This is a genomic window from Streptomyces sp. NPDC060028 (assembly GCF_042736725.1).
Classification (GTDB): domain Bacteria; phylum Actinomycetota; class Actinomycetes; order Streptomycetales; family Streptomycetaceae; genus Streptomyces.
In genome coordinates, this window is sequence record NZ_JBHWVJ010000003.1 from 190507 (window position 1) to 209695 (window position 19189).

The 19189-nt window shown below is 75.7% G+C and carries 12 protein-coding genes; 8 read left to right on the forward strand and 4 right to left on the reverse strand.

Going from position 1 to position 19189, the window contains the following annotated elements:
* Positions 1-19 precede the first annotated feature (19 nt).
* Both ACFWBF_RS03145 and ACFWBF_RS03150 read right to left on the reverse strand, forming a co-directional pair.
* Positions 20-433 carry a peptidase inhibitor family I36 protein gene (locus ACFWBF_RS03145; protein ID WP_385594289.1) on the reverse strand — a complete coding sequence of 138 codons (414 nt, stop codon included), beginning with the start codon at positions 431-433 and terminating at the stop codon, positions 20-22.
* Positions 434-455: 22 nt separating this feature from the next.
* Positions 456-1340: a hypothetical protein gene (locus ACFWBF_RS03150; RefSeq protein WP_385594291.1), complete on the reverse strand. Its 885-nt coding sequence runs from the start codon at positions 1338-1340 to the stop codon at positions 456-458.
* A gap of 147 nt (positions 1341-1487) precedes the next feature.
* Between ACFWBF_RS03150 and ACFWBF_RS03155 the strand changes: the two genes are divergently transcribed.
* The 3 genes from ACFWBF_RS03155 to ACFWBF_RS03165 all read left to right on the forward strand — a co-directional run bounded on the left by ACFWBF_RS03155 (position 1488) and on the right by ACFWBF_RS03165 (position 6604).
* Positions 1488-4349: an XRE family transcriptional regulator gene (locus tag ACFWBF_RS03155; protein WP_385594293.1), complete on the forward strand. Its 2862-nt coding sequence runs from the start codon at positions 1488-1490 to the stop codon at positions 4347-4349.
* Positions 4350-4381: 32 nt separating this feature from the next.
* Positions 4382-5359 carry an isopenicillin N synthase family dioxygenase gene (locus tag ACFWBF_RS03160; RefSeq protein ID WP_385594296.1) on the forward strand — a complete coding sequence of 326 codons (978 nt, stop codon included), beginning with the start codon at positions 4382-4384 and terminating at the stop codon, positions 5357-5359.
* An 81-nt stretch (positions 5360-5440) separates the two neighbouring features.
* Positions 5441-6604, forward strand: a complete 1164-nt coding sequence (locus ACFWBF_RS03165; RefSeq protein WP_385594299.1) for an alpha/beta hydrolase family protein — start codon at positions 5441-5443, stop codon at positions 6602-6604.
* 35 nt (positions 6605-6639) lie between these two features.
* Here ACFWBF_RS03165 and ACFWBF_RS03170 read toward each other — a convergent pair whose 3' ends face one another.
* Entirely contained in the window at positions 6640-7938 is a 1299-nt protein-coding gene (locus tag ACFWBF_RS03170) for a sulfite oxidase (RefSeq protein ID WP_385594302.1), read from the reverse strand.
* A 149-nt stretch (positions 7939-8087) separates the two neighbouring features.
* Between ACFWBF_RS03170 and ACFWBF_RS03175 the strand changes: the two genes are divergently transcribed.
* Positions 8088-8621, forward strand: a complete 534-nt coding sequence (locus ACFWBF_RS03175) for a GNAT family N-acetyltransferase (protein ID WP_385594305.1) — start codon at positions 8088-8090, stop codon at positions 8619-8621.
* Between the two features lie 19 nt (positions 8622-8640).
* Here ACFWBF_RS03175 and ACFWBF_RS03180 read toward each other — a convergent pair whose 3' ends face one another.
* Entirely contained in the window at positions 8641-9375 is a 735-nt protein-coding gene (locus tag ACFWBF_RS03180; protein WP_385594308.1) for an HNH endonuclease family protein, read from the reverse strand.
* Positions 9376-9586: 211 nt separating this feature from the next.
* On the opposite strand from ACFWBF_RS03180, the gene ACFWBF_RS03185 reads away from it, so the two are divergent.
* From ACFWBF_RS03185 to ACFWBF_RS03200, 4 genes are all read left to right on the forward strand, one after another.
* Positions 9587-10453, forward strand: coding sequence for a DUF4132 domain-containing protein (locus ACFWBF_RS03185; RefSeq protein WP_385594311.1), 867 nt, complete (start codon positions 9587-9589; stop codon positions 10451-10453).
* Entirely contained in the window at positions 10450-15447 is a 4998-nt protein-coding gene (locus ACFWBF_RS03190; protein WP_385594314.1) for a DNA-binding protein, read from the forward strand. The genes ACFWBF_RS03185 and ACFWBF_RS03190 overlap by 4 nt, the downstream gene beginning before the upstream one ends.
* Before the next feature lie 49 nt (positions 15448-15496).
* Positions 15497-16660, forward strand: a complete 1164-nt coding sequence (locus ACFWBF_RS03195; protein ID WP_385594316.1) for an AAA family ATPase — start codon at positions 15497-15499, stop codon at positions 16658-16660.
* A partial coding sequence (locus ACFWBF_RS03200) for a DUF5682 family protein (protein ID WP_385594319.1) occupies positions 16657-19189 on the forward strand: 2533 nt, incomplete at its 3' end. The genes ACFWBF_RS03195 and ACFWBF_RS03200, both read left to right, overlap by 4 nt.

Here is a 19189-nt window from a genome sequence, read left to right on the forward strand (position 1 = left end):
GCCGAGACGGGGTGCGCGGTCAGTAACCGCAGTTGGTCACCCACTTGTGGGAGGAGATCCGGTCGTTCCACTCCCACGGGATGTTGCCGGCGGAGCCGTTCGGGGCGCAGGTGGAGGCTCCGCCGTAGCCGATGTTCTCGTAGACGCGCACGTCGCCCAGCGAGCCCGCGTACCCGTTGTTCCACCAGGACGACGCCCGGTCGTTCATGTTGTAGTTGCCGCCCGAGCCACAGGTGCGCCAGTCGGAGTCGTTGCCGCTCCAACCACAGGCGGGTCCGCCGCGGTTGGTGTCGGCCCAGACCCAGTAGTTGCCGTCCGCGGCCACGCCGGAGGCGTCGGCCGGGGACGCGCTGGCCGTCGTCAGCGCCGCCGGGGCGGCCAGCAACGGCAGCGCGAGCGCGCAGGCCAGCATCGTCGTGCGGAACTTGTTCATGGGTTCTCCCTCTGTCCGTCCGTCATGCGTCGTGTTGAGCCACGACCCGCTCCGCCATCGGGAGCGCGTCGTTCTGGAGCCTTCGCCTCAGGTCGATCTCGTCCTGGTGCCGTGCACGGACTTCTTCGCCGTAGGTGAGGTCCAGAGCCTGGGAGACCCGCGCCAGCGGTGTGCCGGTGGCGCAGGTCGCTTCGATGACCGCGAGTTCGGTCTCGGCCGCGTCGGCCAGCCCGGCCGCGGCCTGCCGGGAGTCGAGGGGGGTCGCGTAGGGCCGGCCCGCCGCCCGCATGCAGCCGGCCCACTCGCCGACCGCGTCCGCGTAGCGCCGGTCCTCGCGTACCCGGGTCTCCTGCGCGGGCCGCAGGTTCATCGTCACGACCTTGGCGCGGAACCAGCCGGCCAGATCGCCGTACAGGGAGCGCTGCGCCTGCGCGATGCACCCCTCGGTGCTCGCGGTCAGGGTCATTCCGGTGGGCGCCTCGGCCGACAGGCCCACGGGGGAGCGGCCCATGAGCGCGGTACGGGCGGCCGCGCGCTGCTGCGCCGACAGGCTGTGGAAGTACTGCTGGTTGGGGTCGGCCCGCCGGGCCTCGGCGCCGCGCCGCTCGTCGCGGCCGCCGTACCCGTGGGCCCGCGCCCACTCCACGTCGTCCACCGCGTACGGGAAGGACCGGCGCGCCGCGCCGTCGTCGGGGGACTCGGTGACGGCGTACGGGAAACCGCGCTCCCGCATGCAGCCGCTGATCAGGATCTGCTCGGCCCGCTCCAGCAGCCGGACTTCGGCGGTGTCCGGCTCGCGGACCGGCCCCACGGCCCGCGGCGCGGCGGACGCTGCGCAGCCGGCCAGCACCACGGCCGCCGCCAGGGCCGCCGCGGTGGCTGCGATGGCGTCGAGGCGTCGTTTCATCGGCGTACTCCTTCCTGTCCCGGTGCTGCCGGACTCAGGTCTAGCCGCCTTCCGTTGTTCGCCGTCGGGGCGCTGGCAGTGAACAAACAATTGCTGAACAATCCACCCCAGAGGGCAGAAAAGAGCACGGGTGGAAGGGGCTGGTGCATGGCGCGCAAGGAGCGTCCGCTGGAGGGGGCCGACGGACCGCTGCTGCACTTCGCCAGAGCCCTGCGCCGGCTGCGCCACGAGGCGGGATCCCCGCCGTACCGCGACCTCTCCTCGCGGGCGCACTACTCCGTGGCCACGCTCTCCGGAGCCGCGGCCGGGCGGCGGCTGCCGAGTCTGGACGTGACCCTGTCGTACGTACGCGCCTGCGGCGGCGACGCGGGGGAGTGGGAGCGGCGCTGGCACGCGGTCGCCGCCGAACTGGCGCTGGACACCCCCGAAGCGCCCGGCCTCGGGCTCGCGGGGGACGACGGGCACGGGCTCCCCTACGTGGGACTCGCGGCCTTCCGCAGCGAGGACGCCGGGCTCTTCTTCGGACGCGAGCGCCTGGTGGAGGATCTCGTCGCCATGCTCGCGCGCCGCCGGGTCCTCGCGGTGGTCGGCGCCTCGGGCGCGGGCAAGTCCTCGCTCCTGCGCGCCGGGCTGCTGCCGCGGCTCACGAGCGGCGCCGCCCCGCGGCGGGCCGTACGCGTCCTCACGCCGGGGCCGCACCCGGCCGAGCGCCTGGCGAAGGCCCTCGCTCAGTGGCAAGAGTCGCCGGACACCGGTCCCGGCTCGGGGGAAAACGTGTTGGTCGTGGACCAGTTCGAGGAGGTCTTCACCGTCTGCGCCGACCCGCAGGAGCGGGCCCGGTTCATCGGGGACCTCGTCGACGCGGCCCGCCGGCCCGGCTCGCGCTGCCGTGTCGTCCTCGGCGTGCGCGCCGACTTCTACGCACACTGCACCCGCCACGCACCCCTGGTCGAGGTACTGCGCGAGGCACAGATCGTGGTCGGCCCGATGAGCGCCGCCGAACTGCGCCGGGCCGTCGTGGAACCGGCCCGGCAGGCCGGCCTCACCGTCGAAGGCGCCCTGCAGGCCACCCTCGTCGCCCACGCCCACGGTCAGGTCGGCGCCCTGCCCCTGCTCTCCCACGCCCTGCTGGAGACCTGGCGGCGCCGGCGCGGCGCCGCGCTCACCCTCGACGGCTTCCATGCGGCGGGCGGCTTCGAAGGAGCCCTCGCCCAGTCCGCGGAAACCCTGTACGCCTCCCTCTCCGAGCGCCGACAACAGCTGGCCCGGCAGATCTTCGGCCACCTCATCGCCCTCGGCGACGGCACCGAGGACACCAAACGCCCGGTGGCCCGCGAGGAACTCGGCCAGGACGCCGACACCGCGATCGTGCTGGCGCGCGCCGCCGCCCTGCGCCTGCTCACCCTCGACCAAGGGCGCGTCGAACTCACCCACGAGGCGCTCATCCGCGCCTGGCCCCGGCTGCGCGGCTGGCTGAGCGACGACCGGGAGCGGTTACGGCTCCACCGCCGGCTCTCCGACGCCGCCCGGGCCTGGGAGGACGTCGGCCGGGACGCGGGCGCCCTCTACCGGGGCACCCGGCTCGCCCTGGCCCGCGAGCTCGTCACCACGCGCGTGGTGGGACTGACCCCGAAGGAGCGGGAGTTCTACGAGGCCAGTACCGAGGCCGAGGCGGCCGCGGGGAGCGTCGCCCGGCGCCGCGCGCGGCGGCTGCGGGCCCTGGTGGCCCTGCTCGCCGCGCTCGTGGTGGTGGCCGCGGTCGCCACCGTCAACGCCGTACGCGCCGAGGACGAGGTCACCCGGCAGCGCAACGACGCGGTCGCCCAGAACCTCGCCGAGAACGCGACCGACCTGACCAACACCGAGCCCGGACTCGCCGTACAGCTGAGCCTGACGGCCTACCGGCTCTCGCCCACCGCCCGCACCCGCGACAGCCTGGTCAGCACCCTGATGACCTCGACCGCCGCACATTCCAAGGAGGTCGTCGCCCTCGCCTACCGCCCCGACGGCCAACAGCTCGCCACCGCGAGCGGGGACCACACGGCCCGGCTGTGGCGGATGCACGGCACGGACCGGCCCGTCGCCCTCGCGACGCTGAGCGGGCACGGCGACGACGTCCGCTCGGTGGTCTACCGGTTCGACGGCCGTACGCTCGCCACGGCCGGCGCCGACGGCGGCATCCGGCTGTGGGACGTGGCCGACCCGGTCCACCCCGCGCAGCTCGCACAACTCGACGCACAGCTCGGCGACGTCCGCGCGCTGGCCTACAGCCCCGACGGCCGGACGCTGGCCGCCGGCGGGGCCGGTGGCGCCGGTGGCACGGTCCGGCTGTGGGACGTGGCCGAGCCGGCCCGGCCCGTCGCGCTCACGGGCATCGAAGGCCATCGGGACGCGGTCCGGGCGGTCGCCTTCAGCCCCGACGGCCGTACCCTCGCCACCGCGGGCGAGGACGCCACCGTACGGCTGTCGGACGTCACCGATCCGCGCCGTCCGCAGCCGCTGGCCGTCCTGGAGGGACACGACGTGGCGGTGTTCTCCGTGGCCTTCAGCCCCGACGGCCACACCCTGGCCTCGGCCGCCGGGGGACGCACCCCCGTACGGCTGTGGGACATCACCGACCTCAGGCACCCCGCCGCACTCGCCACTCTCTTCGGCCACACCGATGTCGTCGGCTCGGTCGCCTTCAGCCCGGACGGGCGGACCCTCGCCTCGGCCGGCGACGACCGTACGGTGCGGCTCTGGTCCGTGGCCCGGCCCGCGCGGCCCGGCCCGCTCACCACCCTCACCGGACACATCACGGCCGTCAGCTCGGTGGCGTTCAGCCCCGACGGCGCGGTCCTGGCCTCCGGCGGATTCGACGCCACCCTCCGGCTGGCCGGAACCGACGTCAACCAGGACATCGCCGAGGCCTGCGAACACACCGGAGAGCGGATCACGCGCGCCCAGTGGACCACCCACATGCCCTATCTCGCCTACGCGCCTCCGTGCGGCGGGCACGACACCCCCTAACCTCGGTCCCACCGACCGGAAAGCAGGTGTTCATGGTGAGCTCCCCAGTCCCCGTGATCGATCTCGGACCCTGGCGGACCGGCGGCCCCCGGGAGCGGGCCCGGATCGGGGCGCGCGTCGACGAGGCCCTGCGGAGAGCCGGCTTCCTGCTGGTGTCCGGCCACGGCGTGGATCCCTCGCTGCCCGACCGGATCCGGGAGACGGCCCGCACCTTCTTCCGGCTGCCCGCCGCCGCGAAGGAGCCGTACGCCGTCACGGTCGGCGGGCGCGGCTGGCTCGGCCCGGGCGCCGAGGCCAACAGCTACGCGGAGGGCGCCGCGTCCCCGCCCGACCTCAAGGAGTCGTGGTCCTTCGCGGCGGACGACCCGACGGGCAACCCCGCGGTGGACACCGAATGGTTCCGCCCGAACACCTGGCCGCGGGAGGCGCCCGGGCTGCGGCCCCTGGTGGAGGAGTACCTGGCCGCGATGCGGGCGCTCAGCGACGAGCTGCTGGAGCTGCTGGCCGCCGCCCTGGGCCTGGAGACGGACCACTTCACCCGGCACACGGGACACCCCACCTGGGGTTTCAACCTCAACTGGTACCCCGGAACCGAGGTCGTCGGAGAGGCCCTTCCCGGACAGTTCCGCATCGGTGCGCACACCGACTTCGGCGCCGTCACCGTCCTCGACCGCCAGCGGGGCGCGGGCGGGCTCCAGATCCACACCGACTCGGACGGCTGGCAGGACGCCCCGTACGATCCGGCCGCGCTCACCGTGAACATCGGCGACCTGATGGCCCGCTGGACGGGTGACCGCTGGCGGGCCGGCCGCCACCGGGTCCTGCCGCCGCCGTCCGACGCACCGGCCGAGGAGCTGATCTCGCTGGTCTACTTCTACGAGTGCGACCCCCACACCCGGGTGGAATCGCTCCCGGCCCCGGTCGGCAGGGTCGTGCACGCCCCGGTCGACTCCCACCGCTACCTGCGCGAGAAGCTCGACGCCATCACCGTCCCTCAGACTTCAGGATGAGGCGGAGAGCGACCACGGTCGCAGGCGTCGTCCGCCTGCGAGTTGACGATCCGCCAGGTCGGGCCGCCTAGGTTCGGTGTCATGACCACACGCCGAACTGCCGTGTCCGCAGCTCTCCTTGCCCTCCTGTTTCCGCTGGCCACCGCGGGCGTGTCCGCGGCGTCCGAGCCCCTGTCCGTGGCCGCGGCCTCCGATGCCCACCGGAGCGCGGTGGAACTCCCGCTCCCCACCGGACGGTTCGCCGTCGGCCAGGAGACCCTGCACCTGGTGGACCACAGCCGGACCGATCCCTGGGCGCACACCGGCCCGCGTGAGCTGATGGTGACCATGCGCTACCCGGCCCGCTCCGGCACCGGCGGGCCCGTGCGCTACCTCACCACGGAGGAGGCCCGGCTGCTGCTGATCGACCGGGAGCTGGACCAGGCGATCCCGGCCGAGACCCTGGCCGGCACGAAGACCCACTCCCGGTCCGGCGCCCGCCCCGTGGCCGGCCGCTACCCGCTGATCGTCCTGTCCCCCGGTTTCACCGTCCCGCGTGCCACCCTCACCTCGCTGGCCGAGGACCTGGCCTCGCGCGGCTACGTCGTCGCCGCGGTCGACCACGCGTACGAGAGCGCCGCGACCGCCTTCCCCGGCGGCCGCGTGCTGGAGTGCCTGGCCTGCGCGCAGGTCGACGGGGAGGACGGCGTCCGGGCCGTCACCGAGGTCCGGGCCCGCGACGTGTCCTTCCTGCTGGACCGCCTCACGGGACGCCAGTCGGCATGGCGCCACGCCGACCTCGTCGACCGCAGCCGCATCGCCATGGCCGGCCACTCGATCGGCGGTGCCTCGTCGCTCGCCGCGATGGCCGCCGACCCCAGGATCCGGGCCGGGATCGACATGGACGGCGGACTCGCCACCCCCCTGCCCACGGGTGTCGGCGGGCGCCCCTTCATGCTGCTCGGCGCACAGCAGAACAGCCCGGGGGCCCTCGAGAGCTGGGACCGGACCTGGCCCCGCCTCGACGGCTGGAAGCGCTGGATCACCTTCGCCGGATCCGCGCACTTCACCTTCACCGACTTCCCCGCCATCGCCGACCAGCTGGGGCTCCCCGACCCCGACGCACCGCTGCCCGGCGCGCGCTCCGTCGAGCTGACCCGGCGCTACGTCGGCGCCTTCTTCGACCAGCACCTCAAGGGGCGGGCCCAGCCCGTTCTGGACGGCCCGGCCGCCGACGCGCCGGAGGTCCGCTTCCACACACCGTGAGGCCGTCTGGCCGCCTGCCCGTACGGCCCGCGCCCTCAGACCACCAGCACGGGGTGGCGTACGACCGCGTCGAAGAGGTACCCCTGCGTGTTGTAGGCGGCCGTCTCGGGCTGCGTACGCCCCGTGGCGTCCGTGGCCCGGGCCAGCAGGGCGGTCGCTCCCGTGGCCCGCGGGGTCCAGGGGAGCGACCAGCGCACCCAGCCGCCCCGCCGCGGGGCGTCGTGGAGCCGGGCCCGCTGCCAGCGGGCGCCGCCGTCCGTGCTGACCTCCACCCGGTGCACCGGCGCCGCGGCCGACCAGGACCGGCCGGTCAGCAGCCGCGTGCGCTGCACCGGCACGGTGGCGCCCAGCTCCAGCTCGAAAGCGCTCTTGAGGGTCTGCCGGGTGAGCGGGGCGCTGCCGCCGGCCGGCTGGTCGGGGCCGAACAGCCGGTACAGGTCGGTGTTCCACGGCGAGTACAGCGGCTCGTCGCTCACCTCGATGTCCCCGACCCACTTGATCGAGGAGATCCCGATCCAGTCCGGTGCCACGACCCGCACCGGAGCCCCGTGGTCGGGCGGCAGCGGCTCGCCGTTCATCTCGTACGCGAGCAGTACGTCGTCCAGCGCCTTGGAGACCGGCAGCGGTCGCCGTACCCGTCCCAGGTTCACCCCGTTCGAGAGCACCTCGGCGTCCAGCCCGCGCGGCAGAACGTCCACGGCGCGGCGTGTCACCCCCGCGAGGCGCAGCACGTCCGACAGCCGGGCCCCGCGCCAGCGGGCGACGCCGATCGCGCCGAGCGTCCACGCGGTGCCGCTGACCTGCTGGCCCTGCTGGGTGGTGTAGAAGCTGCGGCCGTTGCCCGCGCACTCGATGAACAGGGTCCGCTCGACGGCCGGGAGGCAGCGCAGCCGGTCGTACGTGAACTCCACCGGGCCGCCCGCCAGGCCGCTGCCCCAGATCTTCAGGCGCCAGCCGTCGGCGTCGATGCGCGGGGTGGCGGTGTGGTTCCGTACGAAGAACCGGTCGACGGGGGTGAGCTGCCCGGTACCGCGCAGGGCGGCGAAGTTCGTCTCGGCGTTGGTGCCCCGTACGGTGAAAAGCTCCGGCGGGATCGGTTTGAGGATCCCGGGCTGCGGGGCGGCGCCCGACGCGGCGGCAGCGGCAGCGGCGGTGCCGGCCGCGGTGGCCGTCCCGCCCGCGGCCAGCCCGAGCGGCCCGGCGGCCACCGCTCCCGCCGCGAAGAGCTTGAGCAGGTCACGGCGCTCCACCCCGGCGGAGCGGGCGCGGCCGCGGGCCCACTGCCGCAGGCGCGTGCGGTCGTACCGGCTCTCGGCGTTCGGGTCGAGGGGCATGGCGGGCTCTCCTTGGTCGAGGTTCCCGGTGGACCGTAGGAGCTACGGCCGGGCCGCGGGAACCTTCCCACCGCGATGGCCACGAATCTGCAACACGGCCGCAATGGCCGATTACCGTTTGACCGGCTGCTTTGGGCAGGATGTGGGGCATGACCGAGATCCGCACCCCCCGCCTGCTCCTGCGCCGCTGGACCGACGACGACCTGGTCCCCCTGTCGGAGATCAACGCCGACCCGGAGGTGATGCGCTGGATCGGCGACGGCTCCACCCTCGACCTGGACCAGACCGCCGAGCAGATCGAGCGCTGGGAGGACGAGTGGGACGACGAGGGCTTCGGCCTCTTCGCCGTCGAGCTGCTGGCCTCGGGGGAGCTGATCGGCGCCGTCGGACTCTCGGTGCCCGAGTGGCTGCCGGAGGTGCTTCCCGCGGTGGAGATCAGCTGGCGGCTCGGCCGCTCCTTCTGGGGTCAGGGCTACGCCTCCGAAGCCGCGCACGCGACCTTGGAGTTCGCGTTGCAGGACCGCGGCCTGGACCGGGTCGTCGCCGTGAACCGGGCGGGCAACGACGAGTCCGAGAACGTGATCCGCAAGCTGGGCATGGTGGCGGAGAAGGACACCGCCCACCCGGAGTTCGGCTCCCTGCTGAACGTCCACGGCATCGACCTGACCGAGTACGAGGCCTGAGCCGAGCCCGGCGGTCGCCCTACGGCGCGCAGGTGTCCAGCATGGTGCCCAGCATCTTCTTCTCGGGTTCGGTCACGGTCAGCCCGTAGGTGGACTTGACCGTGGTCCAGGCCCTGCCGTACTGGCACCAGGACGCCTTGGACGGGGGCTGCCACAGGTCGGGGCTCTGGTCGCCCTTCGAGCGGTTCGAGGACGCGCTGACCGCCAGCAGCTGAGGGTGGGTCAGGTCGTTCGCGAAGGCCTTGCGCTTGGCGGCGTCCCAGCCGGCCGCGCCGGAGCGCCATCCCTCGGCGAGCGGCACCATGTGGTCGATGTCCACCTTCGAGGCCTCGGTGACCACCACCGCGTCGTACAGGCTCGTCCACTTGCCGGACACCAGCCGGCACTCCGCGTCGCGGACGACGTCGGCGCCGTCGCGCTGGAGGACGACCTCCCGGGTGTCGCACTTGTTGCCCTGCTCGGCCCAGTGCGTGAACTTGGCGCGGCTGTAACCGGCCATCGTGCCCGGCGCGGCCACCTTCAGCGCCGCCAGCTGGCTCCGGGCCACGGCCGCGCTGACCATGCCGGGCAGGACCTCCCCGGCGGCGGGCTTGCCGTCGTCGGCGGGCGGGGAGGCGGGACGGCTCGCCGACTTCGACGCCCGCGGGGTCGCCTTCCCGTCGTCGCCCGGCACGGCGCCACCGGAGCAGCCGGCCACCACCAGCACAAGTGAAGCCGCCAGAACCACACCCGGCACTCGCGTCTGACGTCCCATTACCCCACCCCGCACCGGCTGCGCACACTGTCGGGGACAGACTACCCAAACCAGGGCGTCCCACCCACGGCGCCCCCCTGTCGGCCCTTCGGCCCACCCTCGGGCGGGCGTTGTCAGTGGCCCTCGCTAGTCTCCCGGCATACCGCAGTTCAGGGGGGCTTTCGCCACCCCTGTCAGGGCTGCGCGAGAGCGGCTGGAGGGGCACGGGCTGATGGCATGGCTGGCGGCGGGCGAGGGGTATGAAATTGCCCTGGTGGAGGGACGGGTGGCGGCGCGGTCCGCGACCGGCCGGGCGGCGGGGCGTCAGTTGAAGACCCTGCCCAAGGCAATGCGCGACCACCCGGAGGTGGACCGGCTGCGCCGGCTCGCCGAGTGGCTCGACCGGCACGCGGAGGCCTGCGCGGCCCAGGTGGACACCTGGATGGTGTCCTCGCTGCCCGTGCCGACCGCGCTCCTGGCACGGGTCTGGCCCGACGAGGCCTGGCAGAACGCGCTGCGCGACCTGGCCGTGGTGGGGGAGGACCCGGAGGAGGTGGGCTTCCTGCGGGACGCCACCGCCTCCGGCGAGCTGAAGGTGGTCAACCTCGACGGCGAGACCGTACGGCTGTCCCCGCGCACGGTGACCCTGCCGCACCCGGTGCTGCTGCCCGACCTGGACGACGTACGGGACTTCGCGGCCGAGCTGGGCATCGTGCAGCGCGTCGAGCAGGTCCACCGCGCCACCTGGCAGAAGCCGGCCGGGCTCGACGCCGCGGCCACCGAGGTGCGCGACTACGCGGGCGGGGTGTTCCCGACCCGCTTCAGCCTGGCCGCGCGGGCCACCGGCCTGGGCTACCGGGTCTCCGGCGGATACGCCACCTGCAAGGTCCGGGACACCGGCCGGGCCACGGAGGCCGCCGTCTGGATCGGCGAGCCGTACTACGAGGACGAGCAGGAGACCGGCGCGCTGAGCTGGCACGACGAGGACGGCCGGGCGGTGCGCCTGGCAGAGGTCGGGCCGGTCGCCTGGTCCGAGGGCATGCGGATGGCCGCGGCACTGTACGCCGGGCGCAAGATCGAGGAGGGCGGGGACGCATGAACACCACCACCACTGCCGTGACGACGGCCCGGGCGAAGACCGGGGCCGAACAGCTGCTCAAGGCCGGCGCCGTGCTGCCGTCGGACACCCCCGACGCCGGACCGGGCGCCGTGGACCTGACCGCCCGCGCCTACCGGCACCCCGCCCTCGGCGAGGACCGCGTCGTCGTCCGCCTCACCCCGGCCGAGCTCGGCCCGGCCGAGGACCTCGCCGCCGGCTTCCTGGGCCTCGTACCCGACCCGGGCGAGGCGCCCGTCGTCGGCCTCGGCCAGCGCCAGGCGCTCGGCTTCCCCGAGTGGGTCCTCGTGCACCACCCCGAGGACGGTCACCACGCCCTCGCCGTGGTCCCCGAGCTCGACCGGGCCGCCTCCCAGGCCAAGACCAAGCCCAAGGCCGCCCTCGACGCCTGCCACGAACTCGCCGGCCGGCTCGCCGCGTCCGTCCCGCACTTCCTGCCCGTCTTCTACGAGCAGGCCGCCCGCACCTTCCTCGCCGTCGAGAACACCACCTACGCGGCCCAGCTGTTCGGCCGCGCCCGCAGCAGCGAGGCCCAGCACGGCCTGACCGTCGACGAGGACCGCCTCGACGCCGTCTTCCTCGAATTCGCGCTGGCCGGCGCCCTCCCGGTCAAGGTGCTCACCGGCTACGCCAAGGACCTGGCCGGCCGCGTCAGCCCCGCCGAGGCCCACGAGCGGTTCCGCCGCCTGTGCGTCCGGCGCACCGCGGGCGGACTGCCGCCCTCCGCGCAGGCCGCCGTCGAACTGCGCCGCCTCGCCCGCGCCGCGGGCCTGACCGGCACCGGCCCCGAGCAGGAGTACCTCGCCGAACTGCTGCCCCTGCCCGCCACCCTGCGCGCCGCGCTCGGCTGGTGGAAGGCCCACCGCGCCGCGCTCGTCGCACTGGCCCGGGGCCGTGCGGCCGTGCGCGGAACCCTGCTCGGCCTCACCCCGCCCGGCGGCGGGGACAGCGTCCAGCTCACCGGCCTTTGGCTGGACGTCCTCGAGGAGTCCGGCGCCACCGCCGGACTGATCAGCTGCGACCTGCCCGCCGAGGAGCGCTGCGCCGACGGCGCAGCCGGCTGGCTGGAACGCTTCCACGCCGCCCGGCACGCCGGCTGGGGCCCGCGCCCCACACCCCCGGCCCTGCTCGACCTCGTCACCCGCTGCGCCGAGCGGCTGCGCGCCGAACTGGCGCGGCCCGGCCGCGAAGCGGGCCTGCGGATCGGCGTCGAGGACGCCGACCTGCTCGACCTGCTCCTCACCCTGCAACTCCCCGTCGCCGACCCCGACCCGCAGGACCGGGCGCACCACCACGACCGGCTGAACCTGAGCGACTGGGCCCGCGCCGACCAGCGCCGCGACCTGCTCGCCATCGCCGCCGACGAGCGCTTCCACCCCGCCTTCGAACGCGCCCTGAACTCCTTCGGCGACGCCGCCGCCGGCACCGACGTCATCCAGCGCGCCGCCGCCTCGCCCGGCGGCCGCCCGCTGCTCGCCGCGTGGATGCGCAAGGTCGCGCGCGCCTCCACCGCCGCCGGCCTGCCCGGCCTGCCCGACGCCATCCGACGGCTGACCTGGCTCCCGGTCGAGGCGCTGGCACTCGCCCCGGAGGAGGTGGCCGAGGCGGCCGCCGCCGACCTCGCCGAAACCCTCTCCCGCACCCTGCGCGGCGGCCTGTTCGAAGAGCTGGCCTGGCCCGCGTGGGAGAGCGCCCTCGCCGAACTGGCCCCGGTCCAGGGGCCGCGGTCCCTGACCGTGGTCGAGGCCTGGCCCCACCTCGTCGTGGCCAACAGCACCCAGGTCCGGGTCATCGACGCCGAGTCCACCGTGCTCACCCACGACCTGCGCTTCCCGCCGGGCTCCTCCGACCGCGACCGGTTCGGGTTCCACTACGTGGACGGCGAGCTGCTCGTCTTCTGGACCTCCTGGCGCACCGGCGAGACCCACGGGTACTGGCACACCGCGCCCGCCTCCGTGTTCACCCTGGACACCGCCAACCGCTGGGCGATGCGCTCCGACCACATCACCCTGCCGCTGCCCGGCGGCGGCCGCACCACCGGCGCGGGCGTCCTGCACCGCGGAGACACCAGGCTCCCCGACGAGCGGCCGCTGCTGTCCGACGGGACCTCGTACTGGGTGTGGGAGCACCGCGACCGGTCCGCCGAGCACCGCGACAGCGGCTGGCGCGAATACGCCCCCGCCGGCGGCCCGGTGAGCGGCACGGCCGGCGGCGCCGCGGGTGACCCCGCCGACGGCGCGGCCGACGCGCTCTACGGCCGCCGCTCCTGCCCCGGCTTCCTCGCCGACGCCCTGCGCGGCCACCCGGACACCGCAGTCCTGGCCGGCCGTAGCTGCTGGCTGCGCCCGGCGCCGGCCGTCGAGGCCTCGGTGCTCGGCGCCCCCGTGGACGGACTGCTCGGCTGGCGCGCCGTACGCCTGCCCGGCCAGGGCTGGCACGGCTCCGACCTCGGCGGCCGCGCCGTCACCGTGCCCGAGGGCCTCGACATGCCCGTCGCCGCGCTCACGTTCCCCGGCGACGACCGCCCGCGCGCCCTCACCCACCGCTGGCGCGCACTGGGCGTCACCGACCCGGACGGGGTGCTCACCGCCCAGTCGCGCAGCGACCACCGCAACCCCGGCTTCTCCACCGGCAGCATCGACCTCCCGCCGCTCGCCTTCTGGTACGCACTGCGCCCGCGCGACCCCGAGGGCTCGGCGGCGCTGCGCGCGGCCGACCGCGAGACCGTCGCCGCGCTGCTCAAGGCGGCCGCCGCGGCCGAGAAGTCCGCCGACCTGCCCGGCCTGGTGACTGCGGCGCTGCCCCGGGTCACCGACCCGAAGATGACCGGCGGCATCGTCGAGGTGCTCGCCTTCACCCTCGTCCAGCAGAAGGCCCTGGACGCCGTCGCGGCCCGGCTGAACCCCGGTGCCGACGGCGCTGCGGACCACGAGGAAGGCCCCACCGACCACCTGATCGACCAGGCCCTGCACGGCCTGACCGACCGCGGCTGCTGGGGCACCCGGACCGACGCCGCCTACCGCTACCTGCGCGCCCTCGGCGCCGCGGGCCGCGACACCGACGCCGTGGCCATTCCCGGCCGGCTCCACTTCGACGTGCCCGCCCTCCCCTACTCCGGGCTGCCGTTCACCCCGCTGCTCGACCAGCCCGCGGCCGTCGCCTACCGCGCCGTCGCCCCCGCCGCCGACGGTGAACAGCGAGCCGCGCTGCTCACCTTCCTCGCCGAGATCGACGCACTGGGCCTGGCATCGGCCGAAGGATCCGCGGGCAACTGGCGCCGGGTCCTGGTCCACCTCGACCAGCGCCTGCTGCGCGGCCCCGACGGAGTCGACCGATCCCTGCACCACCGGGCGGTCCTCCCGCTCGGCGCAGGAGCCGCGCTGGCCCCGACCGAGCACTGCGAATCCGTCGCCGACGGACACGAGTTCGGCGCACTGCTGTACGACCCCGCCGGCCGGTTCGCCGTCCCCGGGCCCTACACCGTGCGCGGCGACGCCCCGCTCGGCGACCGCCGACGCGCCGCCGGCTGGCTGACCGCCTTCCTGCGCGAGGCCGCCCGGCGGGGGCCGGCGCCCTTCCTGCCCGAAGCCGCCGAGGAGTTCGCCCGTCTTACCGGAGTCTTCGGCGCCCTGGCGCGGCTCGTCGTCGCCGGACTCCCACAGATCGACAGCTACCGGGGCAACTTCCTGTCCGCCGAGCTGCGGACCGCCCTCGGCGTCAAGGCCCCCGACGCCGCATGCGCCCGCGACGAACTGCGGAACCTGAACGGTGAGGCACGGCGCGAGCTGGTCGCCGCCCTGCTCCCCGCCGACCCGGCGCGGCTGTGGGAGGACGGCCCGGACGTGGCGGCCGCCGCCGAGGTGTGGAACCGGCGCGTGGGCCGGCGTACCCCCGTACCCGACTGGCTGCGCACCGAGGCCGCCCGGGCCGTCCGCAGCGGCTGGGCCGCGCACAAGGCGCTGCCCGCGCTGCTGGACCCGGCGTCCGCCCCGGAGCTCTCCGTGGACGTGGCGTGGACCGTCAAGGGCGACCACGTGGAGCCCCGCGAGCCCGCCACCGATCCGTTCGTCGCGCACGTACTGACCGGCGCCGTCGCCACGACGGCCTGGCTGGCCCACCGGCTGCCCGCGGGCCACCCCGTACGAGCGGCCCTGCCGCCGGCGCTGACGGCCGTGCGGCAGCGGCTCGCATCGCCCGAACTGCTGCTCGGCGTCGGGCACTTCACCAGCCTGTCCGACTTCCGCAAGGCGGCGGGCACGCCCACCGAGACCGGCGAGGGATACGAGCGGTACGGCGCGGTGGTCATGGCCACGCACGACGACCAGCCCAAGCCCGCGCTGCGGACCGCACTGCTCGACTCCACCGGCTGCGACCCCTACCTGGCGGTCCTGCGCGGGGCCGACCAGCAGCCCTCGGCCGTGGAGACGGCGCTGCGGGTCGTGCACGACCCGCGCTTCGCGGCCCTGCTGGCCGACCCCGGCGCCCCGGCGGCCGGCGCGGCCGACGCCGACGGCACCTGGTGGCCGCAGGACCCGAGCCGCTCGGTGCCGGAGCTGGTGGCGGAGGTGTCCGCGGCCCACGGCCTGGGCGCCGACGCGGCGGCGCTGTACCTGGCGCTGCTCGCCATGCCCGACCCCACCGACCGCAACACGGCCCGCTGGACGGGCTGGAAGCCGGCCCGGCTGAAGGCGGCCCGCGCCGAACTGGCCGCCACCGACCTGGTGGTGACCGCCGACCGCACCCGGGCCGGGCGCTCGCTCTTCCTGCCCGGCGCCTGGACCGAGATGACCTCCCCGACGCTGCCGGTCGAGCAGTGGAAGCTCCCGATGTACGACCGGCACGCGGGCCTCCTGGTACCCGGCGAGCCGGCCGCGGACCTCTACCGCCGGGCCTGGCAGCGGGTCCTCGAGGGCGACGTACCGCGCTTCGAGGAACTCAAGGTCAAGCGCACCCGCCCCCGGGCCCGACGCCGCTGATGCCCGCCCTGCTCCCCTCTCCCGTTCGCGCACCGAGGAATCCCGAATCATGACCGTGACAGAAGCCGACACCAACACCCCGACCGGGCGGCAGGTGCTGCCCGCCGAGGAGCGGTACGCCGCCGAACTGGCCTTCCTCGCCGCCCAGGACACCGGGCCGCGGCCGCCCGGCTGGGCCCTGACCCCGCGCGCCGTCGTCACCTTCGTCTGCGGCAGCGACGGCGTCGAACTCGCCCTCCCGAAGCGGCGCGCCGGCCTGCCGGGCAAGCTGGCCGTCGCCCCCAAGTTCGTCGGCGAACGCGCGCTGGTCGAGCGCTGCGTGGTCACCCTCGCCGGAGAGCGCGGCCTGCTGCTCACCGGCGAGCCCGGCACCGCCAAGTCGATGCTCTCCGAACTGCTCGCGGCCGCCGTCTGCGGGACCAGCGCGCTGACCGTGCAGGGCACCGCCGGAACCACGGAGGACGCCTTCCGCTACGGCTGGAACTACGCGCTGCTGCTGGCACAAGGTCCCACCTCCCAGGCGCTGGTGGACTCCCCGGTGCTGTCGGCGATGCGGACGGGCCGGGTGGCTCGGGTCGAGGAGATCACCCGCTGCCTGCCCGAGGTGCAGGACGCGCTCGTGTCGATCCTGTCCGACCGGCGGGTCAGCGTGCCCGAACTCACCGCCACCGAGGACGCGATGGTCTGCGCGGCCCCCGGTTTCACGGTCATCGCCACCGCAAACCTGCGGGACCGGGGCGTCTCGGAGATGTCCGCCGCGCTCAAGCGCCGCTTCAACTTCGAGACGGTCGCCCCGATCGCCGACGCGGACGCGGAGGCCGACCTGATCCGCCGGCAGGCGGTCGCCGCCGTCCAGCGGGCCGGGGCCGCCTTCGGCGTCGACGACGCCGTGCTCGACGCGCTCGTCACCGTCTTCCGGGACCTCCGCTCCGGGCGCAGCGCCGAGGGGTGGGACGTCGAGCGCCCCGGCACCGTCATGTCGACCGCCGAAGCGGTGCAGGTGGCGGCCTCGCTGGGGGTGTCCGCCGCGTACCTGCCGGGCGGGGACGTCCTGGACCTGCTCCCGGGCCACCTGCTCGGCGTGGTCCGCAAGGACGACCCGGCCGACCACGCCCGCCTGCTGGGCTACTGGGACGGCCCGGTCCGCCGCCGTGCGCAGGACGGCTCCCCGATGTGGCGCCGCCTGTGGGACCTGCGCGGGAGCCTGCGGTGACGCGTCCCGCGCGGGCCGAGGGCCCCGGCACGCCCACGGTGGGAGAAGGCGGCCCGGTCGAGGCGGTGGACGCGCTGGCCGCGTGCCGCGAGCCCTACCTGCTGGGCGTACGCCATCACAGCCCGGCGCTGGCGGCGGTGGTTCCGGCCCTGCTGGACGCCTCCGGCGCGGACGTGGTGTGCGTGGAGCTGCCGGCCGACTTCCAGCCGTGGCTGGAGCACTTGGCGGACCCCGAGACCGTGGCGCCGGTGGCGCTGGCCGGTACCGGGCGGGACGGCCGTCTGGCGTTCTACCCCTTCGCGGACTTCTCCCCGGAGCTGGCCGCCGTCCGCTGGGCCCGCGCGCACGGCGCCACGGTCCTGTGCTGCGACCTCCCGTTGACCGACCCGGGCTGGTCGGCCGTCTCCGGGGAGCCTGACCTGGAGCCTGACCCGGAGTCGGTTTTGCCGGCGGCCCGGGAGTCGGTTCCGGGCGCCCGCACCGGACCGGGCTCCGGTCGGGGCGCCGGCGCCCACACCGCGAGCGGACCGGTGGGGTTCGCCGACGCGCTCAGCGGCGCCGGCAGCGGGCGCGACGGAGATGACCTGTGGGACCGCATGGTCGAGGTGCTGGCGCCGGGCTGCGCCCCCGAGGCCGTCCGGCGGGCGGCGCTGGGGGTCGGATGGGGACTGCGGGCGGACGCCGAGGTGGCCGCGAGCGACCTGGCCCGCGAGGCCCGCATGCGCCAGGTCATCGGCGCCGCCGTGGCCGCCGGGCACCGGGTCGCGGCGGTCGTGGGCGCCTTCCACGCCCCGGCCCTCCGAGCGGTGGACCCCGGGCGCGCAGAAGAGCCCGTGGCGACCGCCGGGCACCGGGCCCCGGCGGTCGTCGGTGCCGTCCACGCCCCGGCCCCCCAGCGGGTGGACCTCGGGGCCGGCGCCGAGCCCGGCACCGCCGCGGTCACCTCGCTCGTGCCGTACTCCTTCGAACTGCTCGACTCCCGCTCCGGCTACCCCGCCGGCATCCGGGACCCCCTGTGGCAGCAGGCCGTCCTGCAAGCCGCCGGCGAACCGGAGCGGGTGCGCCGCGCGGCCTCCGTCGCCGTCACCGGCATCTGCCGCGAGCTGCGCCGCGCCGGGCACACCGCCGGCACCGGCGAGGCCGCCGAGACCTTGCGCGTGGCCGGGGACCTGGCCGCGCTGCGCGGGCTGCCCGCGCCCGGACGCGGGGAACTGCTCGAAGCCGTCACCTCCGTCCTCGGCCAGGGCGAACCCCTCGGCCGGGGTCGGGCGCTGGCCCGCGCGCTGGAGGCCGTACTGATCGGCACCGGCCGGGGCCGGATCAGTCCCCGTGCCCCCCGCTCCGGCCTCGGCCCCCGCGTCGAGGCCGAGCTGGCGGAGCTCAGACTCCCGCGCCCCGAGGACCCGGCCCCGCGCGAGGTCCGCCTCGACCCGCTGCGCTCCGCGCTCGACGGACGCCGGGAGGTCATGCTCCAGCGGCTGCTGGTCTGCGGCGCCGCGTACGGCGAGCCGCTCACCGTCGCCGCCACCGGCGACGGCGCCGCCCTCGGGACCAAGTGGCGGCTGTCCTGGACCCCGGCCGTCCCCGCCCGCCTGGACCTCGCCGGAGTGCGCGGCGTCACCGCCGCCCAGGCCGCCGCCGGGACGCTGCGGGAAACCGCGCGCCGCGCCGCCGCCGACGGCGGGCCCACCCCGGCGCAGGTCCTGGCCGGGCTGGCCGCGGCCGCGCGGTGCGATCTGCCCGAGCTGGTCGACGTACGGCTCCACGAGGCGGCCACCGACCTGCCGCGGACCGCGACCCTGCCCGAACTGCTCGACGCGCTGGACCTGTTGGAGGCCCTGCGCCGGGGCCACCTGCCCGGGACCTCGCCCGCGTCCCGCGCCGCCGCCCGCACGCTCACCGACGAGCTGACCGACGCCGCCGTACGCTCCCTGCCCGGCCTCGCCGGCAGCGACGACCCCGCCGACGCGGCCGCCCTCGTGGCCCTCGCCGCCACCGGTCAGCCCGGGCTGCGCATGGACGACGCACTGCGTGAACTGGCCGGCACCGCCGCGCCCTTGATGCAGGGCGCCGCCGCGGCCGTACGGGTCCTGCTGGACCTGGATCCCGCCACCGAGCTCGGCGGCCGCGCCGCCGGCTGGATCGACGGCGCCACCGCCCCCGACACCCGGCGCGCCCTCGCCCGCCGGCTCCGCGGACTGCTCACCGCCGCCGGACCGCTGCTCCAGGCCGCCCCGGCCGTCCTCGACCCGCTGCTGGAGCGCGTCGAGCACCTCCCCGACCAGGAGTTCCTCGACCGGCTGCCCGCGCTGCGCGGCGGTTTCGACGCCCTCGCGCCCGCCGCCCGCGGCCGGCTGCTGGACACCGTGGCCGAGCGCCTCGGCGACCGCGTCGACCTCGTGCTCGACGCGCCGCCGGAGCTGCTGGCCCTGTGGGCCGCCGCGGACGCGGCCGGGCTCGCCGCCCTCAAGGCCCTGCCGCTGCCCGCCGGGGAGACGGCGGCGCCCCGCGAGGCACCGGCCGCCGCCC

Coding starts and splice junctions, on each gene's coding strand:
- ACFWBF_RS03170 (WP_385594302.1), bottom strand. CDS start 7,938: ATGCCCCTCGACCCGAACGCCGAGAGCCGGTACGACCGCACGCGCCTG.
- ACFWBF_RS03165 (WP_385594299.1), top strand. CDS start 5,441: ATGACCACACGCCGAACTGCCGTGTCCGCAGCTCTCCTTGCCCTCCTG.
- ACFWBF_RS03145 (WP_385594289.1), bottom strand. CDS start 433: ATGAACAAGTTCCGCACGACGATGCTGGCCTGCGCGCTCGCGCTGCCG.
- ACFWBF_RS03190 (WP_385594314.1), top strand. CDS start 10,450: ATGAACACCACCACCACTGCCGTGACGACGGCCCGGGCGAAGACCGGG.
- ACFWBF_RS03180 (WP_385594308.1), bottom strand. CDS start 9,375: ATGGGACGTCAGACGCGAGTGCCGGGTGTGGTTCTGGCGGCTTCACTT.
- ACFWBF_RS03185 (WP_385594311.1), top strand. CDS start 9,587: ATGGCATGGCTGGCGGCGGGCGAGGGGTATGAAATTGCCCTGGTGGAG.
- ACFWBF_RS03175 (WP_385594305.1), top strand. CDS start 8,088: ATGACCGAGATCCGCACCCCCCGCCTGCTCCTGCGCCGCTGGACCGAC.
- ACFWBF_RS03150 (WP_385594291.1), bottom strand. CDS start 1,340: ATGAAACGACGCCTCGACGCCATCGCAGCCACCGCGGCGGCCCTGGCG.
- ACFWBF_RS03155 (WP_385594293.1), top strand. CDS start 1,488: ATGGCGCGCAAGGAGCGTCCGCTGGAGGGGGCCGACGGACCGCTGCTG.
- ACFWBF_RS03160 (WP_385594296.1), top strand. CDS start 4,382: ATGGTGAGCTCCCCAGTCCCCGTGATCGATCTCGGACCCTGGCGGACC.
- ACFWBF_RS03195 (WP_385594316.1), top strand. CDS start 15,497: ATGACCGTGACAGAAGCCGACACCAACACCCCGACCGGGCGGCAGGTG.